An 18,663-nucleotide genomic window follows, 5' to 3' on the forward strand; every position below is an offset into this window, starting at 1 on the left:
TCACCGGCATTGCATGGGCGACAGCGTAGCAGCGGAGCTCCTGCTCGCTCCACGCCGGGAGCCGCCTTCTCGCCGTGCGCCTCGCAGCACTACGCTGGCGTCATGTTGTACGAGCACCTCGGGGCTCGGCCCCGGATCCATGACACCGCCGTCGTCGCTCCCACCGCCGTGATCTCCGGCGACGTCGAGATCGGCGCCGGCTGCCAAGTGCTGCACGGCGCCGTGATCACGGCGGAGGGCGGTCCGATCACGATCGGCGAGCACGTCATCGTGATGGAGAACGCGCTCATCCGTGCGACCGCCGCGAATGCCGTGCACATCGGCGCGCACACGCTCGTCGGCACCCTGGCGAGCATCGCCGGTGCGACGGTGGGCGAGGAGGTCTTCTTCGCCTCGGGCGCGCGCATCTTCAACGGCGCCCTGGTCGGCGACCGATGCGAGGTCAGGGTCAACGCGATCGTGCACCGACGCGCCGTGCTGCCGGCCGGCACGGTCGTGCCGATCGGATGGGTCGCGGTCGGCGACCCCGTGCAGCTGCTCTCGCCCGACCGCGAGGCGGAGATCTCGGCCGCGCAGCCCGAGCTCGACTTCCCCGGTCACGTCTTCGGCGTCGACCGCGACACCCCCGATCTGATGGTGCAGCTGACGGAGCGCTACGGCAGCTCGCTCGCGCGTCACGCCCACGATGTGCGTCTCGACGCCGACGGCCGCGCGGCGGGTCGAGGGTGAGCGACGGCGCAGGTCTCGTCCGACCCGATGTGAGTGCGGCCGACGCGGCCGCGATAGCTCGGGAGTGCTACGGCATCGACGCGGTGGCGAGCGAACTCGGCAGCAATCAGGATCGCAACTTCGTGCTCGTCGAGACCGACGGGACGCGCAGTGTCCTGCGTGTCGACAACCCGGTGTTCGGTGATGAGGCACGCGACGCGCAGCATCAGGCCCTCGAGGCCTATCGCGCGGCCGGAGTGCCGGTTCCCGCCGTGCTGCCCGGTCTCGACGGTGCGCTCACACAGCGATGGCGCGGATTCGCGGTGAGACGCAGCGAGTTCGCCGACGGTGAGGCGCTCGTCGATGCGGGTTACCTCGCGCCGGTCGTGCTCGCGGAGTTCGGGTCGCTCGCGGCGGCATCCGTGAACGCGCTCGCAGGCCTCGAGCATCCCGGCCTCGACCGCGAGCAGATGTGGGACATGCGCGTCGCCTTCGAGCAGATCACGATGCTGGCGCCGTCGGTGACCGACGCGGAGCTGCGCTCGCGGGTGCGCACGGCGTCCGATGTCGCGCAGAAGGCGATGGCGGTCGTGGCCGATCGGCTGCCGGTGCAGCCGATCCACGGCGATCTCACCGACGACAACGTCACCGGTCGGCGCGGCACTGACTCTCGACTGCACCCGCACGTCGTGCTCGATCTCGGCGATCTCGGCCTCGGCTGGCGGGTCGCCGAACTCGCGGTGTGCGTCTCGTCGATGCTCCACCACGAACCCGAGCGCCCTCTGCGCGCACTCGACACCGTCGCCGCGTTCCACGCGGATGCACCCCTCAGCCGCGATGAGGCGCTCGCCGTCTGGCCGCTGGTCGTGCTGCGATCGGCGCTCCTCGTCGCGAGCGGCTGGAGGCAGCTCCAGATCGACGGCGACAACGAGTATGCGCGCGAGCGGATCGCGGGGGAGCAGGCCATCTTCGACGCCGCGACCGCTGTGCCGCTCGTCGAGGCGACGGAGCTGGTGCTCGACAGGCTGGGATTCGACGCCCCCGCCTTCGAGGTGCCGGTCGTCGAGGAGCCGGTCGTCGAGGTGTCAGTCGTGCCCGGGCCGGTCGTCACTGCGCCGGTCGTCGCCGCGTCGCGAGTCGAGACATCGGAGGCGGACGGATCAGAGGAGGAGACGCCCGAGCGCGAGGGGCCCGAGGAGGACGCACCGCCGCCCGACGGCGATCACCTGATCTCCCCACTCGCTCCGCTGCTGCCCGAGCTCGACGGTCGCGTCGTCGTCGCCGACCCCGGCGTGGAATCCGACGCACTGGATGCCGGCCGTTGGATGGCTCATGACGCCGAGGCGCAGCTCATCACCGCGGCTCACGCCCAGGGCGCACGCGCCGCCGTGATGCCATACGGCGTGTTCCGACTCACGCGCACCGAGGTCGACACCGCAGATGCCGCGGCGACCTGGCCGGTCGAGACCGAGGTGCACGTCGCTCCCGGGCCGTCGTCGCGCATGATCGCGCCCGTCGAGGGCGACCTGAAGATCACCGACGGCAGTGTGCGCATCACGATCGACGGCGGGTGGGAACTCGATCTCCGCGGCCCTGACTTCGAGCCGACACGCAACGGCAGGGTCGAGAAGGGTGAGAGCATCGGCCGACTCGCGGCGTCGTTCGAGATCAGGACGCTGGTCGTAGGACTCCGCCGAGCGGATGCTCCGTCGCTGCCCGCCGACCCCACTGCCGCACACCTGGTCAGGCCGGATCGGGTCGACGCCTGGCGCCGCTTCACCGCCGACCCCGCCCCATTGCTGGGGCTTCCGGCGCTCGCGCAGCGCGACGATTCGCGCGACGAACTCCACCGTCGCGAACGGATCTTCGCTGAAGCGCAGGAGCGCTATTACGAGCACCCGCCGCAGATCGAACGCGGCTGGCGGCATCACCTCATCGACACCACGGGTCGCAGTCACATCGACATGGTGAACAACGTCGCAGGCCTCGGCCACGGGCATCCGAAGGTCGCCGAGGCCGCGAATCGGCAGCTCAAGACCCTCGCCACGAACTCGCGCTTCCTGTTCCGTGACCTCGCCGAATACAGCGAGCGGCTGATCGCGCTGATGCCCGAGGGCAGCGGACTCGACACCGTGCTGCTGGTGAACAGCGGCTCGGAGGCGGTGGATCTCGGCATCCGCCTGGCGCAGGCGGCGACCGCACGACGTACGGTGGTGGCGCTCCGCGAGGCCTATCACGGGTGGACGATGGCGAGCGATGCCGTCACGACGAGCGCGTACGACAACCCTCATGCGCTCGAGACGCGCCCCGACTGGGTGCATGTCGCCGACGTGCCCAACTCCTTCCGTGGCACGTACCGCGGAGACGATACAGCCGACAGCTACCTCGCCGACCTCGCTGTCGACCTCGACCGTCTCGCCGCAGAGGGGCGCGACGTCGCGGCTTTCCTGTGCGAATCCGTGCTGGGCAACGCCGGCGGAGTCCTGCTGCCCGACGGCTATCTGGCGGGCGCCTACGAGCTGGTGCGCGCACGCGGTGGGCTCTGCATCGCCGACGAGGTGCAGGTGGGCTTCGGACGGATGGGCTCGAGCTTCTGGGGGTTCGAGCGCTCAGGCGTCGTGCCCGACATCGTCACGATCGCGAAGCCCATGGGCAACGGGTTCCCGATCGGGGGAGTGATCACCTCACGGCGGATCGCCGATGCTCTCAGCGCCCAGGGTCAGTTCTTCTCCTCGGCCGGTGGCAGCACGCTGAGCTGCCGCGTCGGCCTCGCCGTGCTCGACGCCATGGTCGAGGACGACCTGCAGCGCAACGCGCTCGAGGTCGGCCGACACCTGTCTGAGGCGCTTCGCGGGCTGGCGCTCCGGCATCCGCTCATCGGTCCCGTCCACGGCGAAGGGCTCTATCTCGGTGTCGAGCTCGTGCGCGACCGCGACACCATGGAGCCGGCCGCTGCCGAGGCGGCGGCGATCTGCGAGCGACTGCGTGAGCTCGGCGTCATCGTGCTCACGACCTCCGAACGGTCGAACGTGCTGAAGATCAAGCCGCCGCTGTGCCTGGCGTTCGAGAGCGCCGATCACGTCGTCGCGATGCTGGATCGGGTGCTCTCCGAAGGCTGGTGATCTCGGGTCGTCTTCGAATCCCGCGTGGATTTGTCATGTTAAATGCGCATTTCGAATCAGATCAGCTCTTCCGCTGTCGAATATCTCGGGTACATACTGATGCTCAGCGTCGGACGACCCGAAGTCCGGCCCATGCGCTGTTCCCGAAGGAGTACACATGGCCACGAAGACGAAGCCGCTCGCGCAGGGTGGAGGAACCCTCAAGCGCAACCTCGGTCTCTGGGCGATCGTCGGGCTCGGACTCGGCTACATGACGCCGACCGTGGTGTTCGACACGTTCGGCATGGTGGCCCGCGACACCGACAACGTCGTCCCCGCCGCCTACCTCGTGGCGCTCGTGGTCATGGTCTTCACGGCCATCAGCTACGGCAAGATCTCCAGCGCCATCCCGAGCGCCGGATCCGCGTACACCTACGTCCGCGAATCGATCCATCCGAACCTCGGATTCATGGTCGGCTGGACCTCGCTCATCGACTACGTCCTGCTCCCGATGGTCAACTGCCTCATCATCCGCAGCTACCTGGAGGCGCTGTTCCCCGACATCCCCGGGTGGATCTGGGTCGTGCTGTACTGCATCCTCGTGACGAGCATCATCTACATGACCATGCGAGGCACCTCCAACATGAACATGATCCTGCTCGTGTTCTCCATCGTCGTGATGGTCGTCTTCGTGGTCATGGTCGTCGCCCAGCTGATGCGCGGAGAGGGCGCAGCCACGATCGCCTCCTCTGCGGCGTTCATCCACGACGGCGCGACGATCGGAGCGGTGCTCACGGGAGCCACCATCGTCTGCTTCTCGTTCATCGGCTTCGACGCCGTCACGATGTACGCCGAAGAGGCGAAGGACCCGAAGATCATGCCGAAGGCGATCCTCCTCACCGTGCTCCTCGGTGGGGCGATCTTCCTGATCGCGGGATACGTGACGCAGCTCCGCTTCCCCGATTGGAACGAGTTCGCTCCCGGTGGCGACATGCAGTATGTCGAGGACTCCACGTTGCCCATCATCGGAAACCTCGTGGGCGGCGACGTGCTGATGGCAGTGCTGACGGCCGCCGGATTCTGCGCGACCCTCGCCTCGGGCCTCGCCTCGCACGCATCGGTCTCGCGCATGCTGCTCGTCATGGGTCGCAACAACGTGCTGCCCCAGAAGGCGTTCGGCTACATCAACCCGCGCACCCACACGCCGACCTTCAACATCGTGCTGGTCGGCGCCATCTCACTGCTCGCGATCCCGTTCACGCTCGAACTGATCGCCGCGTGGATCAACTTCGGGGCGCTGATCGCCTTCACCTTCGTGAACATCTCGGTGATCGCGTGGTTCGCGATCCGCAAGGGACGGCGCCACACGCCTCGCGACATCTTCTCGTACATCGTGATGCCCGGGATCGGCATGCTGCTGACGGGGCTCCTGTGGGTCAACCTGCATGAGGATGCGCTGCGGGGCGGTCTCGTCTGGACCGTGCTGGGCGTGATCTACCTCGCCGTCATCACGAAGGGATTCCGCAAGAAGGTGGTCGCGTTCGACGAGAACCAGGCTGTCACGGGGTACAACAAAGTCGTGAAGGTGCCGGTCGACGAGAGCTGATCCCCGCACGCACAGAACACGGATGCAGAAGAGCCGCCCACCCGAAAGGCAAGCGGCTCTTCTGTCGTCTCAGGACGCGCGCGACGTCGGGTCAGATGACACCCTGCGCGAGCATCGCACCGGCGACGCGCTCGAATCCGGCGATGTTCGCACCCGCCACATAGTCACCGGCGACGTCGTACCGCTCGGCGGCGTCGAAGGCGGCGCTGTGGATGTCGGCCATGATCTCGCGCAGCTTGTTCTCGCTGGCGTCGAAGCTCCAGCGCTGACGTGAGGCGTTCTGGCTCATCTCGAGGGCGGAGGTCGCCACGCCACCGGCGTTCGCTGCCTTGCCCGGGGCGAACAGCACGCCCGCAGCCTGGAACGCGTCGACGGCTGCAGGCACGCACGGCATGTTCGCGCCCTCCGAGACCGCCCGCACACCGTTCGCGATGAGCGCCTCGGCGGCAGCGAGGTCGAGCTCGTTCTGCGTGGCGGAGGGCACCGCGATGTCGACGGGAACCTCCCAGACGCTGCCTCCTTCGACGAAGCGCGCACCGGGGCGGCGGTTGGCGTACTCGACGATGCGAGCGCGCTCGACCTCCTTGATCTGGCGCAGCAGGTCGACGTCGATGCCGGCGTCGTCGACGACGTAGCCGGACGAGTCGGACGCAGTGACGGCGGTCGCGCCGAGCTGCGTCGCCTTCTGGATCGCGTAGATCGCGACGTTGCCCGAGCCCGAGACGCCGACGCGCTTGCCCTCGAGAGAGTCGTTGTGGACTCCGAGCATCTCCTGCGCGAAGAACACGGCGCCGTAGCCCGTGGCCTCGGTGCGCACCTCGGCGCCACCCCACCCGGTGCCCTTGCCGGTGAACATGCCCGACTCGTGACGGTTGGTGATCTTGCGGTACTGGCCGAAGAGGTAGCCGATCTCGCGACCGCCCACACCGATGTCACCCGCGGGGACGTCGGTGTGCTCGCCCAGGTGGCGGTAGAGCTCGTTCATGAACGACTGGCAGAAGCGCATGATCTCGGCGTCCGACCGGCCGTGCGGGTCGAAGTCGGATCCGCCCTTGCCGCCGCCGATTCCCTGTCCCGTGAGCGCGTTCTTGAAGATCTGCTCGAAGCCGAGGAACTTGATGATCGAGAGGTTCACCGATGGGTGGAATCGGAGGCCCCCCTTGTAGGGGCCGAGCACCGAGGAGAACTGGATGCGGTAGCCGCGGTTGACCTGCATGCGACCCGCGTCGTCGACCCAGGGGACGCGGAACAGGATCTGTCGCTCCGGCTCGACCAGACGCTCGAGGATGCCCCCGTCGACGAACTGCGGGTTCCGCGCGAGCACCGGGGCGATCGAGTTCAGCACCTCGTGCACGGCCTGCTGGAACTCGGGCTCGTGGGGGCTGCGGGCGAGGACCGTGTCGAAGACGGGCTGCACGGAGTCGGCGAGCGGATGGAAGTCGGCGGAAGACGAAGAAGTCACGCGAGAGCTTTCTGAACGGGGGAAGAAGATGGTGCGTGCGATCGTGTCGCGTGAGAGGTCGCCGGATCGGGCAGAATCTTCACTCTAGCGGGCACGCCGAGGTGAGGACTCTCACACCGGAATGCAGTCGATCGCGACGACGGGGCGGGTCACCCGGTGTTCTGCAGGCCGGCGGCGACACCGCTGACGGACAGCAGCAGCAGTCGCTTCTGCTCGTCCTCCGCACCGGAACCCGTCGCCTCCGCAGGGTCACGCAGCGCGCGCAGGGCACGCAGCTGCAGCAGCGAGAGGGCATCGACGTAGGGCGTGCGCAGCTGCACGGCGCGCTGCAGGATCGGCTTGTTCTCGAGGAGACCGACACCGCCAGTGAGGCGGATCACCCATTCGCGGGTGAGCGTCATCTCATCGAGCACCAGCTGGGCGAGATCGTCCCGATCGCCCAGGGCGAGGTACTGGCGAGCGATGCGCTCATCGGTCTTCGCGAGGCTCATCGCGACGTTGTCGATCATCGTGCGCAGCAGCGGCCACTCGCGATACGCCTCGATGAGACGGGCCTCGTCGCCGACGGCGGCCAGTGCGGTGCCGAGACCGAACCAGCCGGCGAGGTTGATGCGCGCCTGCGTCCACGCGAACACCCACGGGATCGCGCGGAGGTCTTCGAGAGACTCGACCGACAGGCCTCGTCGTGCGGGGCGCGAGCCCAGCGCGAGCAGACCGATCTCCTCCATGGGCGTCACGGTCGCGAACCAGTGCGCGAAGCCCTCGGCCTTGACGAGCGAGAAGAAGCGCTCGCGCGAGGAGCGGTCCATCACCGAGGCGATGTCGGCGAACCGGGCGGCGGAGTCGCTGGTGTGCTTCTCGACGGTCGGCGACGACGCGAGCAGGGTCGCCGCGGCGACCTGGTCGATGTGACGCATCGCGATCGCCGGCTCGCCGTAGCGGGCGAAGATGACCTCGCCCTGCTCGGTGAGCTTGAAGCGACCGTCGACCGAGTGCGGCGGCTGCGCGAGGATCGCCGAGTTGGCGGGTCCGCCACCTCGGCCGAGGGCGCCGCCGCGGCCGTGGAACAGCGTCAGCTCGATGTCCGACTCCTGCGCCCACAGCGCGATCTTCTCCTGCGCCTCGTACAGAGCGAGGTTGGCGGCGACGGGGCCGACGTCCTTCGACGAGTCGGAGTATCCGAGCATGACCTCGAGCCGGTTGCCGGTGGCGGCCATCCGCTCCCGGAACTCGGGGAAGGTCACCGCCTCGGCGAGGATCTCGGGTGCGGCCTGCAGGTCGGCGAACGTCTCGAACAGCGGCACGACATCGAGCACGGGAGCGTCGTCGCCGAGTGCGTGCCGTGCGAGCGCGTACACGTTCGCGAGGTCCGACGCGGCCTGCGTGAACGACACGACGTAGCGGCCGGCGGCGCGGAGGCCCCGGTCGCGCTGGATCTCGGCGATCGCGCGGAAGACCTCGAGCACCTCCTCGGTCTGCGCGCTGATGGGCTCGCCACTCGCCAGCTCGGCGAGCGCCTTCGCGTGCACCTGCGAGTGCTGACGCACCTCGAGCTCGGTGAGGTGGAAGCCATACGTCTCCACCTGCCAGATCAGGTGCTGCACCCCGCCGAAGGCGTGACGCTTCGCTCCGGCATCCGACAGAGACGCCTGCACGGCGCGCAGGTCGGCGAGGAGCTCTTCGGGGCGGCTGTACCGCTGCTCGTCTCCTCGACGGGTCGCGGCCACGCGGTGGGCGAGCGCGAGCAGCACCCGGCGGTGCGGCTCACCGGGGGAGCGCGCACCCAGCTCTTCGGCGGCGCGCGGCTCCGCGGCGGCGAATGCCTCCCAGATGTCCGAGACCGCCGCGCTCGCGGGGGTGTCCTCGGCGTCGAGGGTGAGGGTGCGGCCGATGCGCTCCAGCGCACGCTCGAGGCCGCGGAGCACATGGTCCGAGGCGATCTGCGAGGCCTCGCGCGTCACGGATGCCGTGACGAACGGGTTTCCGTCGCGGTCGCCGCCGACCCAGGATCCGATGCGCACGAATGCGGGCACCACGGGTGGCGTCGAACCGGAGTCGTCACCGCGGAGCGCGTCGTCGATACGGCGGTAGACATGGGGGACCGTCGTGAACAGCGTCTCGTCGAACACGCCCATGACCGTGCGCACCTCGTCGGTCGGAGACGGCTTCTCGGCGCGCAGCGGCGCGGTGCGCCAGAGGGTGTCGATCTCCTCCAGCATCCGACGACGAGCGCGGTGCTCCTCGGAGCCCCCCTCGCTCGCCGCGTCGTGCTGGGTGAGCAACTCGGACAGGCGACGGATGCTCGACGACACGGCCCGGCGTCGGGCCTCGGTCGGGTGAGCGGTGAAGACCGGGTGGAAGCGCAGACCCTCCAGGCGACGGCGCGCCTCGTCGTCGCCGACCTCGGTCTTCAGCCGGGCGTACGCCGTGGCGACCGTGTCGGCGGCATCCTCGCGGCCGGGCTGTCCGGCGCGCTCGCGCAGGACGCGCACGCGCTGGTGCTCCTCGGCGAGGTTGACGAGGTGGAAGTAGCACGTGAACGCACGAGCCACCTCGTCGGCGCGGGCGATGCTGAACGACTCGGCGATGGCGGCCGCACGCTCGAATGCGTCGGACGTCTCCTCGTCGTAGGCCTGGATGGTGGCGAGGCGCAGACGCTCGACGTCCTCGAAGAGATCGTCACCGCCCGCCTCTCGCAGTACCTGGCCGAGGAGGGCGCCGAGCATTCTCACATCGGAGCGCATCGCGTCGGGAATGCCGCGGCCCGCTTCGAAACGGCCGATGATGCGGATGGCCGAGGTGTCGGTGGGCTCGGGGAAGGCGTGTTCGGGGGTCACCGTTCGAGAGTATCCCGGCTCGGGGTGGTGCTCTGAACTCATGACGATGAGAGACGGCGGCGATGCCCTGCGAACTACCATGGAGACGATGCGTATCTCCGCGAACCCCCTCCGCAGCCAGCAGTTCCCGGCTGTCCTCCTTCTCGTCGCGGCCGGGCTCGGTCTCCTCCTGGCGAACCTGCCCACCCATGACGCGCTCGCCGCGGTCCTCGACTTCCACATCGCCGTGCCGGGCACGTCGCTCGATCTCTCGATCGAGCACTGGGTGTCGGACGGTCTGCTCGCGGTGTTCTTCCTCGTCGTGGCGATCGAACTGCGCCACGAACTGACGCACGGAGAGCTCGACTCCCCGCGCAAGGCCGTGCAGCCTGCGATCGCGGCGGCCGGCGGTGTGCTGGTGCCGATCGCGGTCTACCTGCTCATCGCGGGCGACTCGGCGACGGCGACCGGCTGGCCGATCCCCACCGCGACCGACATCGCCTTCGCACTCGGCGTGCTCGCGGTCTTCGGGCGTGGGCTGCCGCCGACCGTGCGCGTGTTCCTCCTGGCGCTGGCGATCCTCGACGACATCATCGGCATCATCTTCATCGCGGTCCTGTTCGCTCATGACGTGCAGTGGCTGATGCTGGCGCTCGCCGTGGTCGCGGTCGCGGTGTTCTGGCTGCTCAGCAGGCTGCTCCATGCCACGGGCCATGCGGCCATCGCCGTCGCGATGGTCGTCGTCGGTCTCCTCGCCTGGGGACTCGTCGCCGCATCCGGCATCCACGCGACGATCGCCGGCGTGATGCTCGGACTCGTGATGTCGCCGGTTCCCGCGGCGCGCACCCGACACGCCCTCGAACCCACCGTCAACGGCGTGATCCTGCCCGTCTTCGCCTTCGTCGCGGCTTTCGTCGTGATCCCCGATCTCGCGCTCTCCGAGCTCTCACCGGCGTTCTGGGGGATCGTGGTCGCTCTCCCCGTCGGCAAGATCCTCGGCATCTCGCTGTTCGGCTGGCTGGCGATGCGCATCCGTCCCCGTGGCGCCGCTCCTGCGCTGCCGTTCGGCGACATCCTGGCCGCCGGTGCTCTGGGCGGAATCGGGTTCACGGTCTCGCTGCTCCTGGCGAACCTCGCCTTCGCGTCCGACGCCGGCATCCGCGATCAGGCGATCCTCGGCGTGCTCGTCGGATCGCTGCTGGCGCTCGTGCTCTCCGCCGTGATCGTGTCGCTCCGGGCACGCTCGTACCGTCGGCTGAACGCCGAGACATCCTGACCGCGTTCGAGGAGGAACAGTGACCGAAGAGCAGGATCGCGACCCGCTGCGGGCTGCGGCCGAGACCATGCGCGAGGTGCGCGAACGGTGCGTCTGGTCACAGCAGATCACCCATCGCGACCTCGTGCCGTACCTGATCGAGGAGTCGCACGAGGTCATCGACGCCGTCGAGAGCGGCACGCGAGCCGACCTGCGTGAAGAGCTCGGCGACCTGCTCTGGCAGGTGCTGTTCCATGCGGCGATCGCCGCACAGGACCCCGACGACCCGTTCGACATCGACGACGTCGCCGACACCCTGACCGAGAAGATGGTCCGCCGGCACCCCCACGTGTTCGCCGGGGAGGTCGCGACCACCCCCGATGAGGTGCTCGTGCACTGGAACGCCGCGAAGGCGGCGGAGAAGCGCGCGAGGCGGAGTGTTCTCGACGGCGTTCCTCGAGGGATGCCTGCACTCGCACTCGCGCAGAAGATCGTCGGACGAGCCGCAGGGGCAGGCGTCGAGGTCGCGGGCCCGTCCGGCGGCACCGCGACCGCACCTGAGACAGAGGCGGAGCTCGGCGACGCTCTGCTCGAGCTCGTCGCGATCGCTCGCGCCGAGGGATGGGATGCCGAGCGCGCGCTCCGCGAGCGGCTCCGAGGACTCGAAGCCGACGTGCGCGACGCCGAATCCGGAGCCTGACGCCACAGGCCGCCCTGCCGACCTGGAAAGATGGAGGCGTGGCTACTGTGAACCCGCCGCGCGGCATGCGCGACATCCTCCCCGCCGACAAGGCCCGCCGTGAGCGCGTCCTCTCCGTCATCCGCGATCGCTACCGGTCGCACGGATTCGACGAGATCGAGACGCCCGCACTCGAGGAGTACTCGCGCCTGCACGCCGGAATCGGCGGCGACAACGAGAAGCTCGCCTACAACGTGCTGCGCCGGGGCCTCGACGCCGACGCGATCCGCCAGGCCGCCGACGACCAGGGCGCCCTGGCCGACCTCGGGCTCCGCTACGACCTCACCGTTCCGCTCGCGCGCTTCTACGCGAGCAACCGCGGGCAGCTGCCCGGTGTCTTCCGTTCCATCCAGATCGGCCCGGTGTGGCGTGCCGAGCGTCCGCAGAAGGGCCGCTACCGCCAGTTCGTGCAGTGCGACATCGACATCATCGGCGATGACTCGTCGCGGGCAGAGGCCGAGCTCATGGTCGCCTCGCTCGACGCCGTCGACGCGCTCGGTCTCGAGGGCGCGACCGTGCGCATCAACGACCGGCGCGCGCTCGACTGGATGCTCGACAGCTTCGGCTTCGTCGCTGACGAGCGCCCGGGCGTGCTGATCACGATCGACAAGCTCGACAAGATCGGGCCCGAGGGGGTGGCCGCGGAGCTGCGCGAACGCGGCGCCGCTGCCTCCGCCGTCGACGCCTTCGAGTCGTTCCTGCGTCGCCCGCAGACGATGGAGTACAACCCGTTCGGTGAACGGCAGATCCGCAAGGCGCTGCCCGATGACGCCCCCGACGAGATCGTCGGACACCTCGTCGGCATCGGCGAGGCCGTGGCGGCCGGTCGCGGCGCGACGGACATCCCGCTCGTCTTCGATCCGTTCCTCGTGCGCGGCATGGGCTACTACACCGGCACGATCTTCGAGCTCGCGCACCCTTCGGTGTCGTACTCGCTGGGCGGCGGAGGTCGCTACGACGGCATGATCGGGCGATTCCTCGGCCAGCAGGTGCCGGCTGTCGGGTTCTCCCTCGGCTTCGAGCGCCTGGTCGACCTCGTGACGGCGGGAGTGGACGCAGGCGAGCGGGCGGTCGTGCTCATCCACGACGCCGACGTTCCGGTGGTCGAGCTCGTGACCCACAAGGCCGCACTCGTGGCGTCCGGTGCCAGGGTGCGGTTGGAGCGACGCACGAAGAACGTCAAGGCGCTGCTCGAGCGCTCGGCCGCCGACGGGTACACGGAGTTCGCGACCGTCTCTGCCGGTGTCGCGCAGCTGGAGCTCAAGCCCCTGTCCTGAGGCCCGGTTCGCCGGATGCCGTTCACGCGGCGTTCACGCCGGTCGGGTCGAATCGGCACATGAGACGACAGCATCTCGTCGCCTTCGCAGGGGTCGGTGTCGCCGCGATGGCGGTGGCCGCCGGCATCCGATCCGTCCTCTCGCATCAGGCGGCCATCGCTCGCCGACGCATCGGCAAGCCGCTCGGCGAGCATTCACTCGACAGCGACCGACTGTGGCGTCCGTCGCTCGGCGGTGATCCGATCGAGCTGCTCCTGCTCGGGGATTCGCTCGCGGCGGGTCTCGGCGCCGAGCGGCGCAAGCAGACCCTCGGCGGTCGCCTCGCCAAGGGCCTCGCACGACGGCTGGGGCGGCCCGTCCATCTGCGCACCGCAGCGGTCGTCGGCTCGGAGTCACCGGACCTCGCGGCCCAGCTCGCCGACCTTCCCGACGACTACGCGCCGCACGTGGCCGTGATCGTGGTGGGCGGCAACGACGTCACCCACCGGATCGCGGTCGCGGTCTCGACGCAGCACCTGCGCGATGCGATCCTGCGTCTGCGCCGTCGCGGCACCGAGGTCGTGGTCGGAACCTGCCCCGATCTCGGCGCCCTGCGCCCGGTGCCGCAGCCGTTGCGTCGCCTGGTGTCCAGCATGTCGCGTCGGCTCGCCGAGGCGCAGACCGAGACGGCGCTCGCTGCGGGGGCACGCCCGGTCGATCTCCGTCGTGCCGTCGGGCCGATGTTCTTCGACGATCCGGATGCGATGTTCAGCATGGATCGCTTCCATCCGAGTCCTCTGGGCTACCGGCGCACGGCCGAGGCGCTGCTTTCGACCGTCTGCCTCGCCGCGGAGACCGCGCTCAGCTCGCGTCTTCAGGTGCAGCACTGAACGACGCGGCCCACTCGGCCACCCGTCGCGCGCTCTCCTCGTCCGACAGGTCTTCGACGCGGGTCATCACCGACCACCGGACGCCGAAGGGATCCCGGATGCTCGCGAAGCGGTCTCCCGAGACGAACGCCGACGGAGCCTCCCGCACCGTCGCCCCGGCGGCGACGGCACGCTCGACGACGACGTCGACGTCGGGGACGTACAACCCCATCGAGTAGCAGTCGTCATCGCCCGCGGGCGCGGGAACGAGGTGGTACTCAGGACTCGGCTCGCCCAGCTGCAGGCGTCCGAGACCGAAGTCGAGGTCGGCGTGGGCGACGACGCCTCCGAACTCGGTGACGTCGACGACGCGGGCGCCGAAGACGTCGCGATAGAAGTCGATCGCTTCGCGCGCCCCGGGGATCGCGAGGAACGGGGTGAGGGAGGTCGCGCTGTGCGGTCGTCCGTCTGTGGTGTGTGCGCCGGTCGCGCCGGTCGTGTTCTCGGTGGTCATGTCGCCACGGTACGGAAAGACCCGCATCGTGCGCTTGAACATTCGCGACAACCTCGCCACGGGTCTCGTCGTAGGGTCGAGGGCATGGATGTCGATTACCTCGGGCCCACCGTGTCCGCGATGTGGCTGACGGTCGCGATCCTCGCCGGAGGATTCGCGCGTACCCGGAACCGATCCGCGTTGGTGTGGTTCGTGCTCACGGTCTTCCTGGGCCCGATCGCGGCGTTCCTGCTCGTGGTGTGGCCTCCGGCTGATCCGATCGCGTCGCCGTCCTCGAGCGCCGTGGGTTCGTCGCCGGATCGCCCGAACGGCGAGTGAGCGTGCGCCAGACGCGCGGGGTGCTGTACCCGGCACGTCTGCCGGAGTTCCATCGTCTGCCGCCCGCGGCGAACGCGCGGGATCTCGTCGTCTGGTTCTGGATCCCGGAGTGGGACATCGAGCCCGGCAGATCGTCGAGGCAGGACATCGTCGGCTACCCGGCGCTGAACCTCGTCGTCGAGCAGGGCGTGGTCACGCTGTCGGGTGCGACGACGCACGCATCGCATCGCGACCTGAGCGGAACCGGGTGGGCGGTGGGCGCTCTGCTGCGGCCGGCCGCCGTCGCAGCGCTCACCGGTGATCCGGCGGCGCTCGTCGACGCCGAGTCGATCGTCGACGCCCCCGACCTGGCGCAGTCGGTCGGTGCCGCGATGCGCTCGGGCGACGGGCGGCGTGAGCGTGCCGTCGCCGCGTTCTCGGACTGGCTCGCACATCGAGTCGGCCCGATCGACGGTGCGGCAGCTCAGGCGAACGCGCTCGTCGAGATCCTCATGGGAGACCGAGCCGCCGATACCGTCGAGGAGGCCGCGACGCGGCTCGCGGTGTCGGTGCGCACCCTCCAACGGCTGGCTCACCGACACGTGGGCATCGCTCCGGCGGCGATGATCCGGCGGCGCCGGCTCCAGGAAGCCGCTGAGCGGCTCCGACTCGATCCCGGGGCCGACCTGTCCGAGCTGGCAGCCGAGCTGGGATACGCCGACCATGCGCACCTCACGCGCGACTTCCGCAGGATCCTGGGGATCGCTCCACGCACGTATCGCGGGGGATCCGGCGAGGAGCCCGCAGCGACCCCGCACGCCTGATCAGCGCGTCAGCCGCAGTCGGACCACCCTGTAGAGCACCCCGGTCAGCACGACGGCCGTTCCGACGATCGACGCCAGCACCGGCAGCGTGTTCACGAGCAGCAGGCAGCCGAGCGCCCCGACGACCTGCAGTGCGCGGGGGTGGCGACGCACGGCACCGTGCTGACGGAACGCCGCGGCGTTCGCGATCAGGTAGTACAGCAGGACTCCGAAGGATGAGAACCCGATCGCGTCTCGCAGATCGGCGACGAGCACGATCCCGACCACGATGACGGCGATGACGATCTCGGCGCGACGCGGCACCTGTCGACGGTCGTCGACCTTCGCGAGCAACGACGGAAGATCCTTCTCTCGCGCCATGGCCAGCGTCGTGCGTCCGATTCCCGTGAGCAGGGCGAGCAGCGCGCCCAGCGAGGCGGCGGCCGCCGTGATCCGGACGACCGGTGTCAACGCGGCCCACCCGGTCGATGCGAGCACGTCGGCGAGCGGCGCCGAGCTCGACACGGCCTCCCCGCCGAGCGTGACGACGACCGTGATCCCGATCAGCACGTACACGAACACCGCTCCGCCGAGCGCGAGCGCGATGGCGCGGGGGATCGTCCGAGCGGGGTCGACGACCTCTTCGCCCATGGTCGCGATCCGTGCGTATCCCGCGAACGCGAAGAAGAGGAGTCCGGCACCCTGCAGCACCCCGTAGGCGGTCGCGTCGGGGAGAGGAGAGGGCGTCGACGCGGATGCCGAGCCGAGGCCGACCGCGACCACGAGGGCGAGCCCGAGGAGCGAGCAGACCACGAGGATCCGAGTCACGAGAGCCGTCCGCGTGATGCCGAGGCAGTTGACGGTCACGAGGGCGACCACCGCCGCGATCGCGACGGGCCGCTGCCACCCGTCCGGAGCCGCGTACGCCGCGAAGGTCATGGCCATCGCCGCGCAGCTCGCGATCTTGCCGACCACGAAGCTCCAGCCCGCGACGAATCCCCACCACGGACCGATCTCGGCGCGCGCGTACGCGTAGGTACCGCCGGCGACCGGGTGCACGGCGGCGAGCTGAGCCGACGCGGTGGCGTTGCAGTACGCCACGATCGCGGCGATCACGAGCGCGATCAGGATGCCGCTGCCGGCGACTCCGATCGCCGGCCCCCAGACCGAGAACACTCCGGCGCCGATCATCGAGCCGAGTCCGATGGCTGTGGCGTCGCCGAGTGTCAGGCGGCGGGCGAGGGGCATCCCGTCATCGTGCCACGGCGCGGTGAATTCACGGTGTACTCGTCGTCGCAGATCAGCCTCGTGCCGAGGTGACCCGCTTCTTCTCACGGATGTAGACCTCGCGACGCACCTTGGCGACCACATCGCCGTCGCGGTCGGTGATCACCGTCTCGAACCATTCGAGCACCTTGGCGCCGCCGTGGGCGCGCTCACGGATCTCCGCGGCGCGTTCCCGGCTCACCTCGAACTCGGCCGTGAGGACGCCGCGGCCGGGCTTGAGGAACTCGATCTCGCCGCGGGTGTCCCACACCACGTGGTCGCGTCCGAGCTGGTGCATGACGAGCATGAAGAAGTAGGGATCCGTCATCGCCGACATCGAGCCGCCGAACGCGGTCTTGACGTAGTTGCGGGTGAAGACGTTGACATGCAGCTCGACGGTCGCGTGGGTCCAGTCCTCACTGAAGCGGCGGACGCGGATTCCGCTGAACAGGTTGGGAACCCACAGGCTCATGCCGATGGCGAGGCGGCGGGGAGTGATGCGCATGAGGTCAGTGTGGACGACGTTGCCGGCGAGGCGAAGCTTGCTGGAGGGTTCCGACAGTTGTTATAGTTCTCCTATAACTAATAGAAATTGAGGACGCGATGCTGATTCGAATCGATGCCGACAGCGCTCGGCCGCTCTTCGACCAGGTCGCGACGTCCGTCCGTGCCGACATCCTGACGGGGCGGCTCGGACCCGGCGACCGGCTGCCGGCCGCGCGCGAGCTCGCGGACGCCCTCGAGATCAACCTGCACACGGTCCTCCGTGCCTACCAGCAGCTCAGAGACGAGGGCCTGATCGACCTGCGCCGTGGCAGGGGAGCGGTGGTCGCAGCCTCCGCCGCGCCTCTCGCCGAGCTCTCGCACGACATCACCGCGCTGGTCGCCCGCGCCGCCTCCCTCGGCGTCTCTCCCACGACCCTGGCCGCCCTCATCAAGGAGACCGACGCATGACCCCCGAGATTCGCAGAGCCCGCACCGCCTTCTGGTGGGTGGGGGTGATCCTCCCGCTGGCGCTGATCGCGCTGGCGACCATCGTGGTCCTCGCCTGGCTCCCCGACGTGCCGGAACCTGCCGCGATCCACTGGGGTCTCGACGGCGCCGACGGCTTCGGGCCTCGGTGGACGCCCCTCGCCCTGCTGATCGGCCTCGGCGGCGGCACCGTCCTGCTCTTCGCGCTCATCGCCCTGTTCTCGCATCGGCTCCCGCAGAAGGGCGCCGCCGCGCCGATCCCGCAGCCCCAGTGGTCGGCGACGGCCCGGTTGCTCGGCGCCGTCAGCTTCGGGACAGCGGGCATGCTCGCGATGCTGGCCATCGCCTCGACCGCCGCGCAGCGCGGCCTCACGGATGCCGCGGATGCCGCGGACATCACGCCGTGGGTCCCGGTCCTCCTGCTCGTCATGCTCGGTCTCGCCGTCGCGGGCTGGTTCCTGCAGCCCTCGGTGCCGGTGTTGCCCGACTCGTCGGGCGCCGCCGCGACGCCGCTGCCCCTGGCCGAACACGAACGGGCGGTGTGGATGAAGACCGTCACGGTCGCACGGACCGGCCAGGTCGTGCTCGGGATCGGCGTCTTCGTCGTGGTCGCGATGAGCGTGCTTCTGCTGGCTCAGGGCATCGCCGCAGGATGGATCACGGCGGCAGTCGCCCTCGTGCTCGTCGTGCTGGTCTCGACCAGTCTCACCTTCCGTGTCCGTGCGAGCGCCGCCGGTCTCCGAGTGCGCTCGGTGGCGGGGTGGCCGCGCATCGAGATCCCGCCGGCTGAGATCGCGAGCGCCCGAGCGGTGCAGGTCGACCCGTTCGCCGAGTTCGGCGGCTGGGGGTATCGGTTCGGGATGGACGGTCGGCGCGGGATCGTGCTCCGCAAGGGGGATGCCCTCGAGGTCACCCGGACGAACGGGCGGGTGTTCGTCGTCACGGTCGATGACGCGGCCACCGCGGCATCCGTCCTCGCCGCTGCCACGTGACGTCGAC

The 18,663-nt window shown here is 69.5% G+C and carries 16 protein-coding genes; 11 read left to right on the forward strand and 5 right to left on the reverse strand.

Annotated elements, in window-relative coordinates:
* The first annotated feature begins 102 nt into the window (after positions 1-102).
* From ACTJKH_RS14880 to ACTJKH_RS14890, 3 genes are all read left to right on the forward strand, one after another.
* Positions 103-729 carry a gamma carbonic anhydrase family protein gene (locus ACTJKH_RS14880; protein ID WP_440737552.1) on the forward strand — a complete coding sequence of 209 codons (627 nt, stop codon included), beginning with the start codon at positions 103-105 and terminating at the stop codon, positions 727-729.
* Positions 726-3,830, forward strand: a complete 3,105-nt coding sequence (locus tag ACTJKH_RS14885) for an aminotransferase (protein ID WP_440737553.1) — start codon at positions 726-728, stop codon at positions 3,828-3,830. Before ACTJKH_RS14880 ends, ACTJKH_RS14885 begins: the two co-directional genes overlap by 4 nt.
* Positions 3,831-3,987: 157 nt before the next feature.
* Positions 3,988-5,415, forward strand: coding sequence for an APC family permease (locus ACTJKH_RS14890; RefSeq protein ID WP_440737554.1), 1,428 nt, complete (start codon positions 3,988-3,990; stop codon positions 5,413-5,415).
* Positions 5,416-5,506: 91 nt separating this feature from the next.
* Here the strand turns inward: ACTJKH_RS14890 and gdhA are convergent, their stop codons facing one another.
* Together gdhA and ACTJKH_RS14900 are read right to left on the reverse strand one after the other, a co-directional pair.
* Positions 5,507-6,877, reverse strand: coding sequence for an NADP-specific glutamate dehydrogenase (gene gdhA / locus ACTJKH_RS14895; protein ID WP_440737555.1), 1,371 nt, complete (start codon positions 6,875-6,877; stop codon positions 5,507-5,509).
* A gap of 149 nt (positions 6,878-7,026) precedes the next feature.
* Complete coding sequence (locus ACTJKH_RS14900; RefSeq protein ID WP_440737556.1) at positions 7,027-9,714, reverse strand: phosphoenolpyruvate carboxylase; 2,688 nt, start codon at positions 9,712-9,714, stop codon at positions 7,027-7,029.
* An 88-nt stretch (positions 9,715-9,802) separates the two neighbouring features.
* On the opposite strand from ACTJKH_RS14900, the gene nhaA reads away from it, so the two are divergent.
* The 4 genes from nhaA (at position 9,803) to ACTJKH_RS14920 (ending at position 13,833) form a co-directional block, all read left to right on the forward strand.
* Complete coding sequence (gene nhaA / locus ACTJKH_RS14905; RefSeq protein ID WP_440737557.1) at positions 9,803-10,969, forward strand: Na+/H+ antiporter NhaA; 1,167 nt, start codon at positions 9,803-9,805, stop codon at positions 10,967-10,969.
* A 67-nt stretch (positions 10,970-11,036) separates the two neighbouring features.
* Positions 11,037-11,648, forward strand: a complete 612-nt coding sequence (locus tag ACTJKH_RS14910) for a MazG family protein (RefSeq protein ID WP_440737665.1) — start codon at positions 11,037-11,039, stop codon at positions 11,646-11,648.
* Between the two features lie 65 nt (positions 11,649-11,713).
* Entirely contained in the window at positions 11,714-12,964 is a 1,251-nt protein-coding gene (locus ACTJKH_RS14915; RefSeq protein WP_440737666.1) for a histidine--tRNA ligase, read from the forward strand.
* A 59-nt stretch (positions 12,965-13,023) separates the two neighbouring features.
* A complete protein-coding gene (locus tag ACTJKH_RS14920; RefSeq protein ID WP_440737558.1) occupies positions 13,024-13,833 on the forward strand; it encodes an SGNH/GDSL hydrolase family protein in 810 nt (269 codons plus the stop codon).
* Here the strand turns inward: ACTJKH_RS14920 and ACTJKH_RS14925 are convergent.
* Positions 13,805-14,326, reverse strand: a complete 522-nt coding sequence (locus ACTJKH_RS14925; protein WP_440737559.1) for a VOC family protein — start codon at positions 14,324-14,326, stop codon at positions 13,805-13,807. The two genes, ACTJKH_RS14920 and ACTJKH_RS14925, sit on opposite strands and share 29 nt — an antisense overlap.
* Positions 14,327-14,410: 84 nt before the next feature.
* On the opposite strand from ACTJKH_RS14925, the gene ACTJKH_RS14930 reads away from it, so the two are divergent.
* The gene (locus ACTJKH_RS14930) at positions 14,411-14,644 is read left to right on the forward strand and encodes a hypothetical protein (protein WP_210099269.1); all 234 of its coding nucleotides are present in this window, start codon (positions 14,411-14,413) and stop codon (positions 14,642-14,644) included.
* 2 nt (positions 14,645-14,646) lie between these two features.
* Positions 14,647-15,447, forward strand: a complete 801-nt coding sequence (locus ACTJKH_RS14935) for a helix-turn-helix domain-containing protein (RefSeq protein WP_440737560.1) — start codon at positions 14,647-14,649, stop codon at positions 15,445-15,447.
* On the opposite strand, the gene ACTJKH_RS14940 is transcribed toward ACTJKH_RS14935, so the two are convergent.
* A complete protein-coding gene (locus tag ACTJKH_RS14940) occupies positions 15,448-16,674 on the reverse strand; it encodes an APC family permease (protein ID WP_440737561.1) in 1,227 nt (408 codons plus the stop codon). It abuts the gene before it with no gap.
* Between the two features lie 52 nt (positions 16,675-16,726).
* The gene (locus ACTJKH_RS14945) at positions 16,727-17,197 is read right to left on the reverse strand and encodes a PaaI family thioesterase (protein ID WP_440737562.1); all 471 of its coding nucleotides are present in this window, start codon (positions 17,195-17,197) and stop codon (positions 16,727-16,729) included.
* A 98-nt stretch (positions 17,198-17,295) separates the two neighbouring features.
* Here ACTJKH_RS14945 and ACTJKH_RS14950 point away from each other — a divergent pair, with 98 nt between their 5' ends.
* The gene (locus ACTJKH_RS14950) at positions 17,296-17,646 is read left to right on the forward strand and encodes a GntR family transcriptional regulator (protein WP_434329804.1); all 351 of its coding nucleotides are present in this window, start codon (positions 17,296-17,298) and stop codon (positions 17,644-17,646) included.
* Positions 17,643-18,656, forward strand: a complete 1,014-nt coding sequence (locus ACTJKH_RS14955) for a DUF1648 domain-containing protein (RefSeq protein WP_440737563.1) — start codon at positions 17,643-17,645, stop codon at positions 18,654-18,656. Before ACTJKH_RS14950 ends, ACTJKH_RS14955 begins: the two co-directional genes overlap by 4 nt.
* The last annotated feature ends 7 nt before the right edge of the window (positions 18,657-18,663 follow it).

Source organism: Microbacterium sp. 22215, assembly GCF_052045655.1.
Taxonomy (GTDB): domain Bacteria; phylum Actinomycetota; class Actinomycetes; order Actinomycetales; family Microbacteriaceae; genus Microbacterium; species Microbacterium phyllosphaerae.

What these genes read in the sequence shown, in the direction of transcription:
- ACTJKH_RS14880 (WP_440737552.1), top strand. Translation starts at nt 103, where the DNA reads ATGTTGTACGAGCACCTCGGGGCTCGGCCCCGGATCCATGACACCGCC.
- ACTJKH_RS14890 (WP_440737554.1), top strand. Translation starts at nt 3,988, where the DNA reads ATGGCCACGAAGACGAAGCCGCTCGCGCAGGGTGGAGGAACCCTCAAG.
- nhaA (WP_440737557.1), top strand. Translation starts at nt 9,803, where the DNA reads ATGCGTATCTCCGCGAACCCCCTCCGCAGCCAGCAGTTCCCGGCTGTC.
- ACTJKH_RS14910 (WP_440737665.1), top strand. Translation starts at nt 11,037, where the DNA reads ATGCGCGAGGTGCGCGAACGGTGCGTCTGGTCACAGCAGATCACCCAT.
- ACTJKH_RS14915 (WP_440737666.1), top strand. Translation starts at nt 11,714, where the DNA reads ATGCGCGACATCCTCCCCGCCGACAAGGCCCGCCGTGAGCGCGTCCTC.
- ACTJKH_RS14920 (WP_440737558.1), top strand. Translation starts at nt 13,024, where the DNA reads ATGAGACGACAGCATCTCGTCGCCTTCGCAGGGGTCGGTGTCGCCGCG.
- ACTJKH_RS14925 (WP_440737559.1), bottom strand. Translation starts at nt 14,326, where the DNA reads ATGACCACCGAGAACACGACCGGCGCGACCGGCGCACACACCACAGAC.
- ACTJKH_RS14930 (WP_210099269.1), top strand. Translation starts at nt 14,411, where the DNA reads ATGGATGTCGATTACCTCGGGCCCACCGTGTCCGCGATGTGGCTGACG.
- ACTJKH_RS14940 (WP_440737561.1), bottom strand. Translation starts at nt 16,674, where the DNA reads ATGCCCCTCGCCCGCCGCCTGACACTCGGCGACGCCACAGCCATCGGA.
- ACTJKH_RS14945 (WP_440737562.1), bottom strand. Translation starts at nt 17,197, where the DNA reads ATGCGCATCACTCCCCGCCGCCTCGCCATCGGCATGAGCCTGTGGGTT.
- ACTJKH_RS14950 (WP_434329804.1), top strand. Translation starts at nt 17,296, where the DNA reads ATGCTGATTCGAATCGATGCCGACAGCGCTCGGCCGCTCTTCGACCAG.
- ACTJKH_RS14955 (WP_440737563.1), top strand. Translation starts at nt 17,643, where the DNA reads ATGACCCCCGAGATTCGCAGAGCCCGCACCGCCTTCTGGTGGGTGGGG.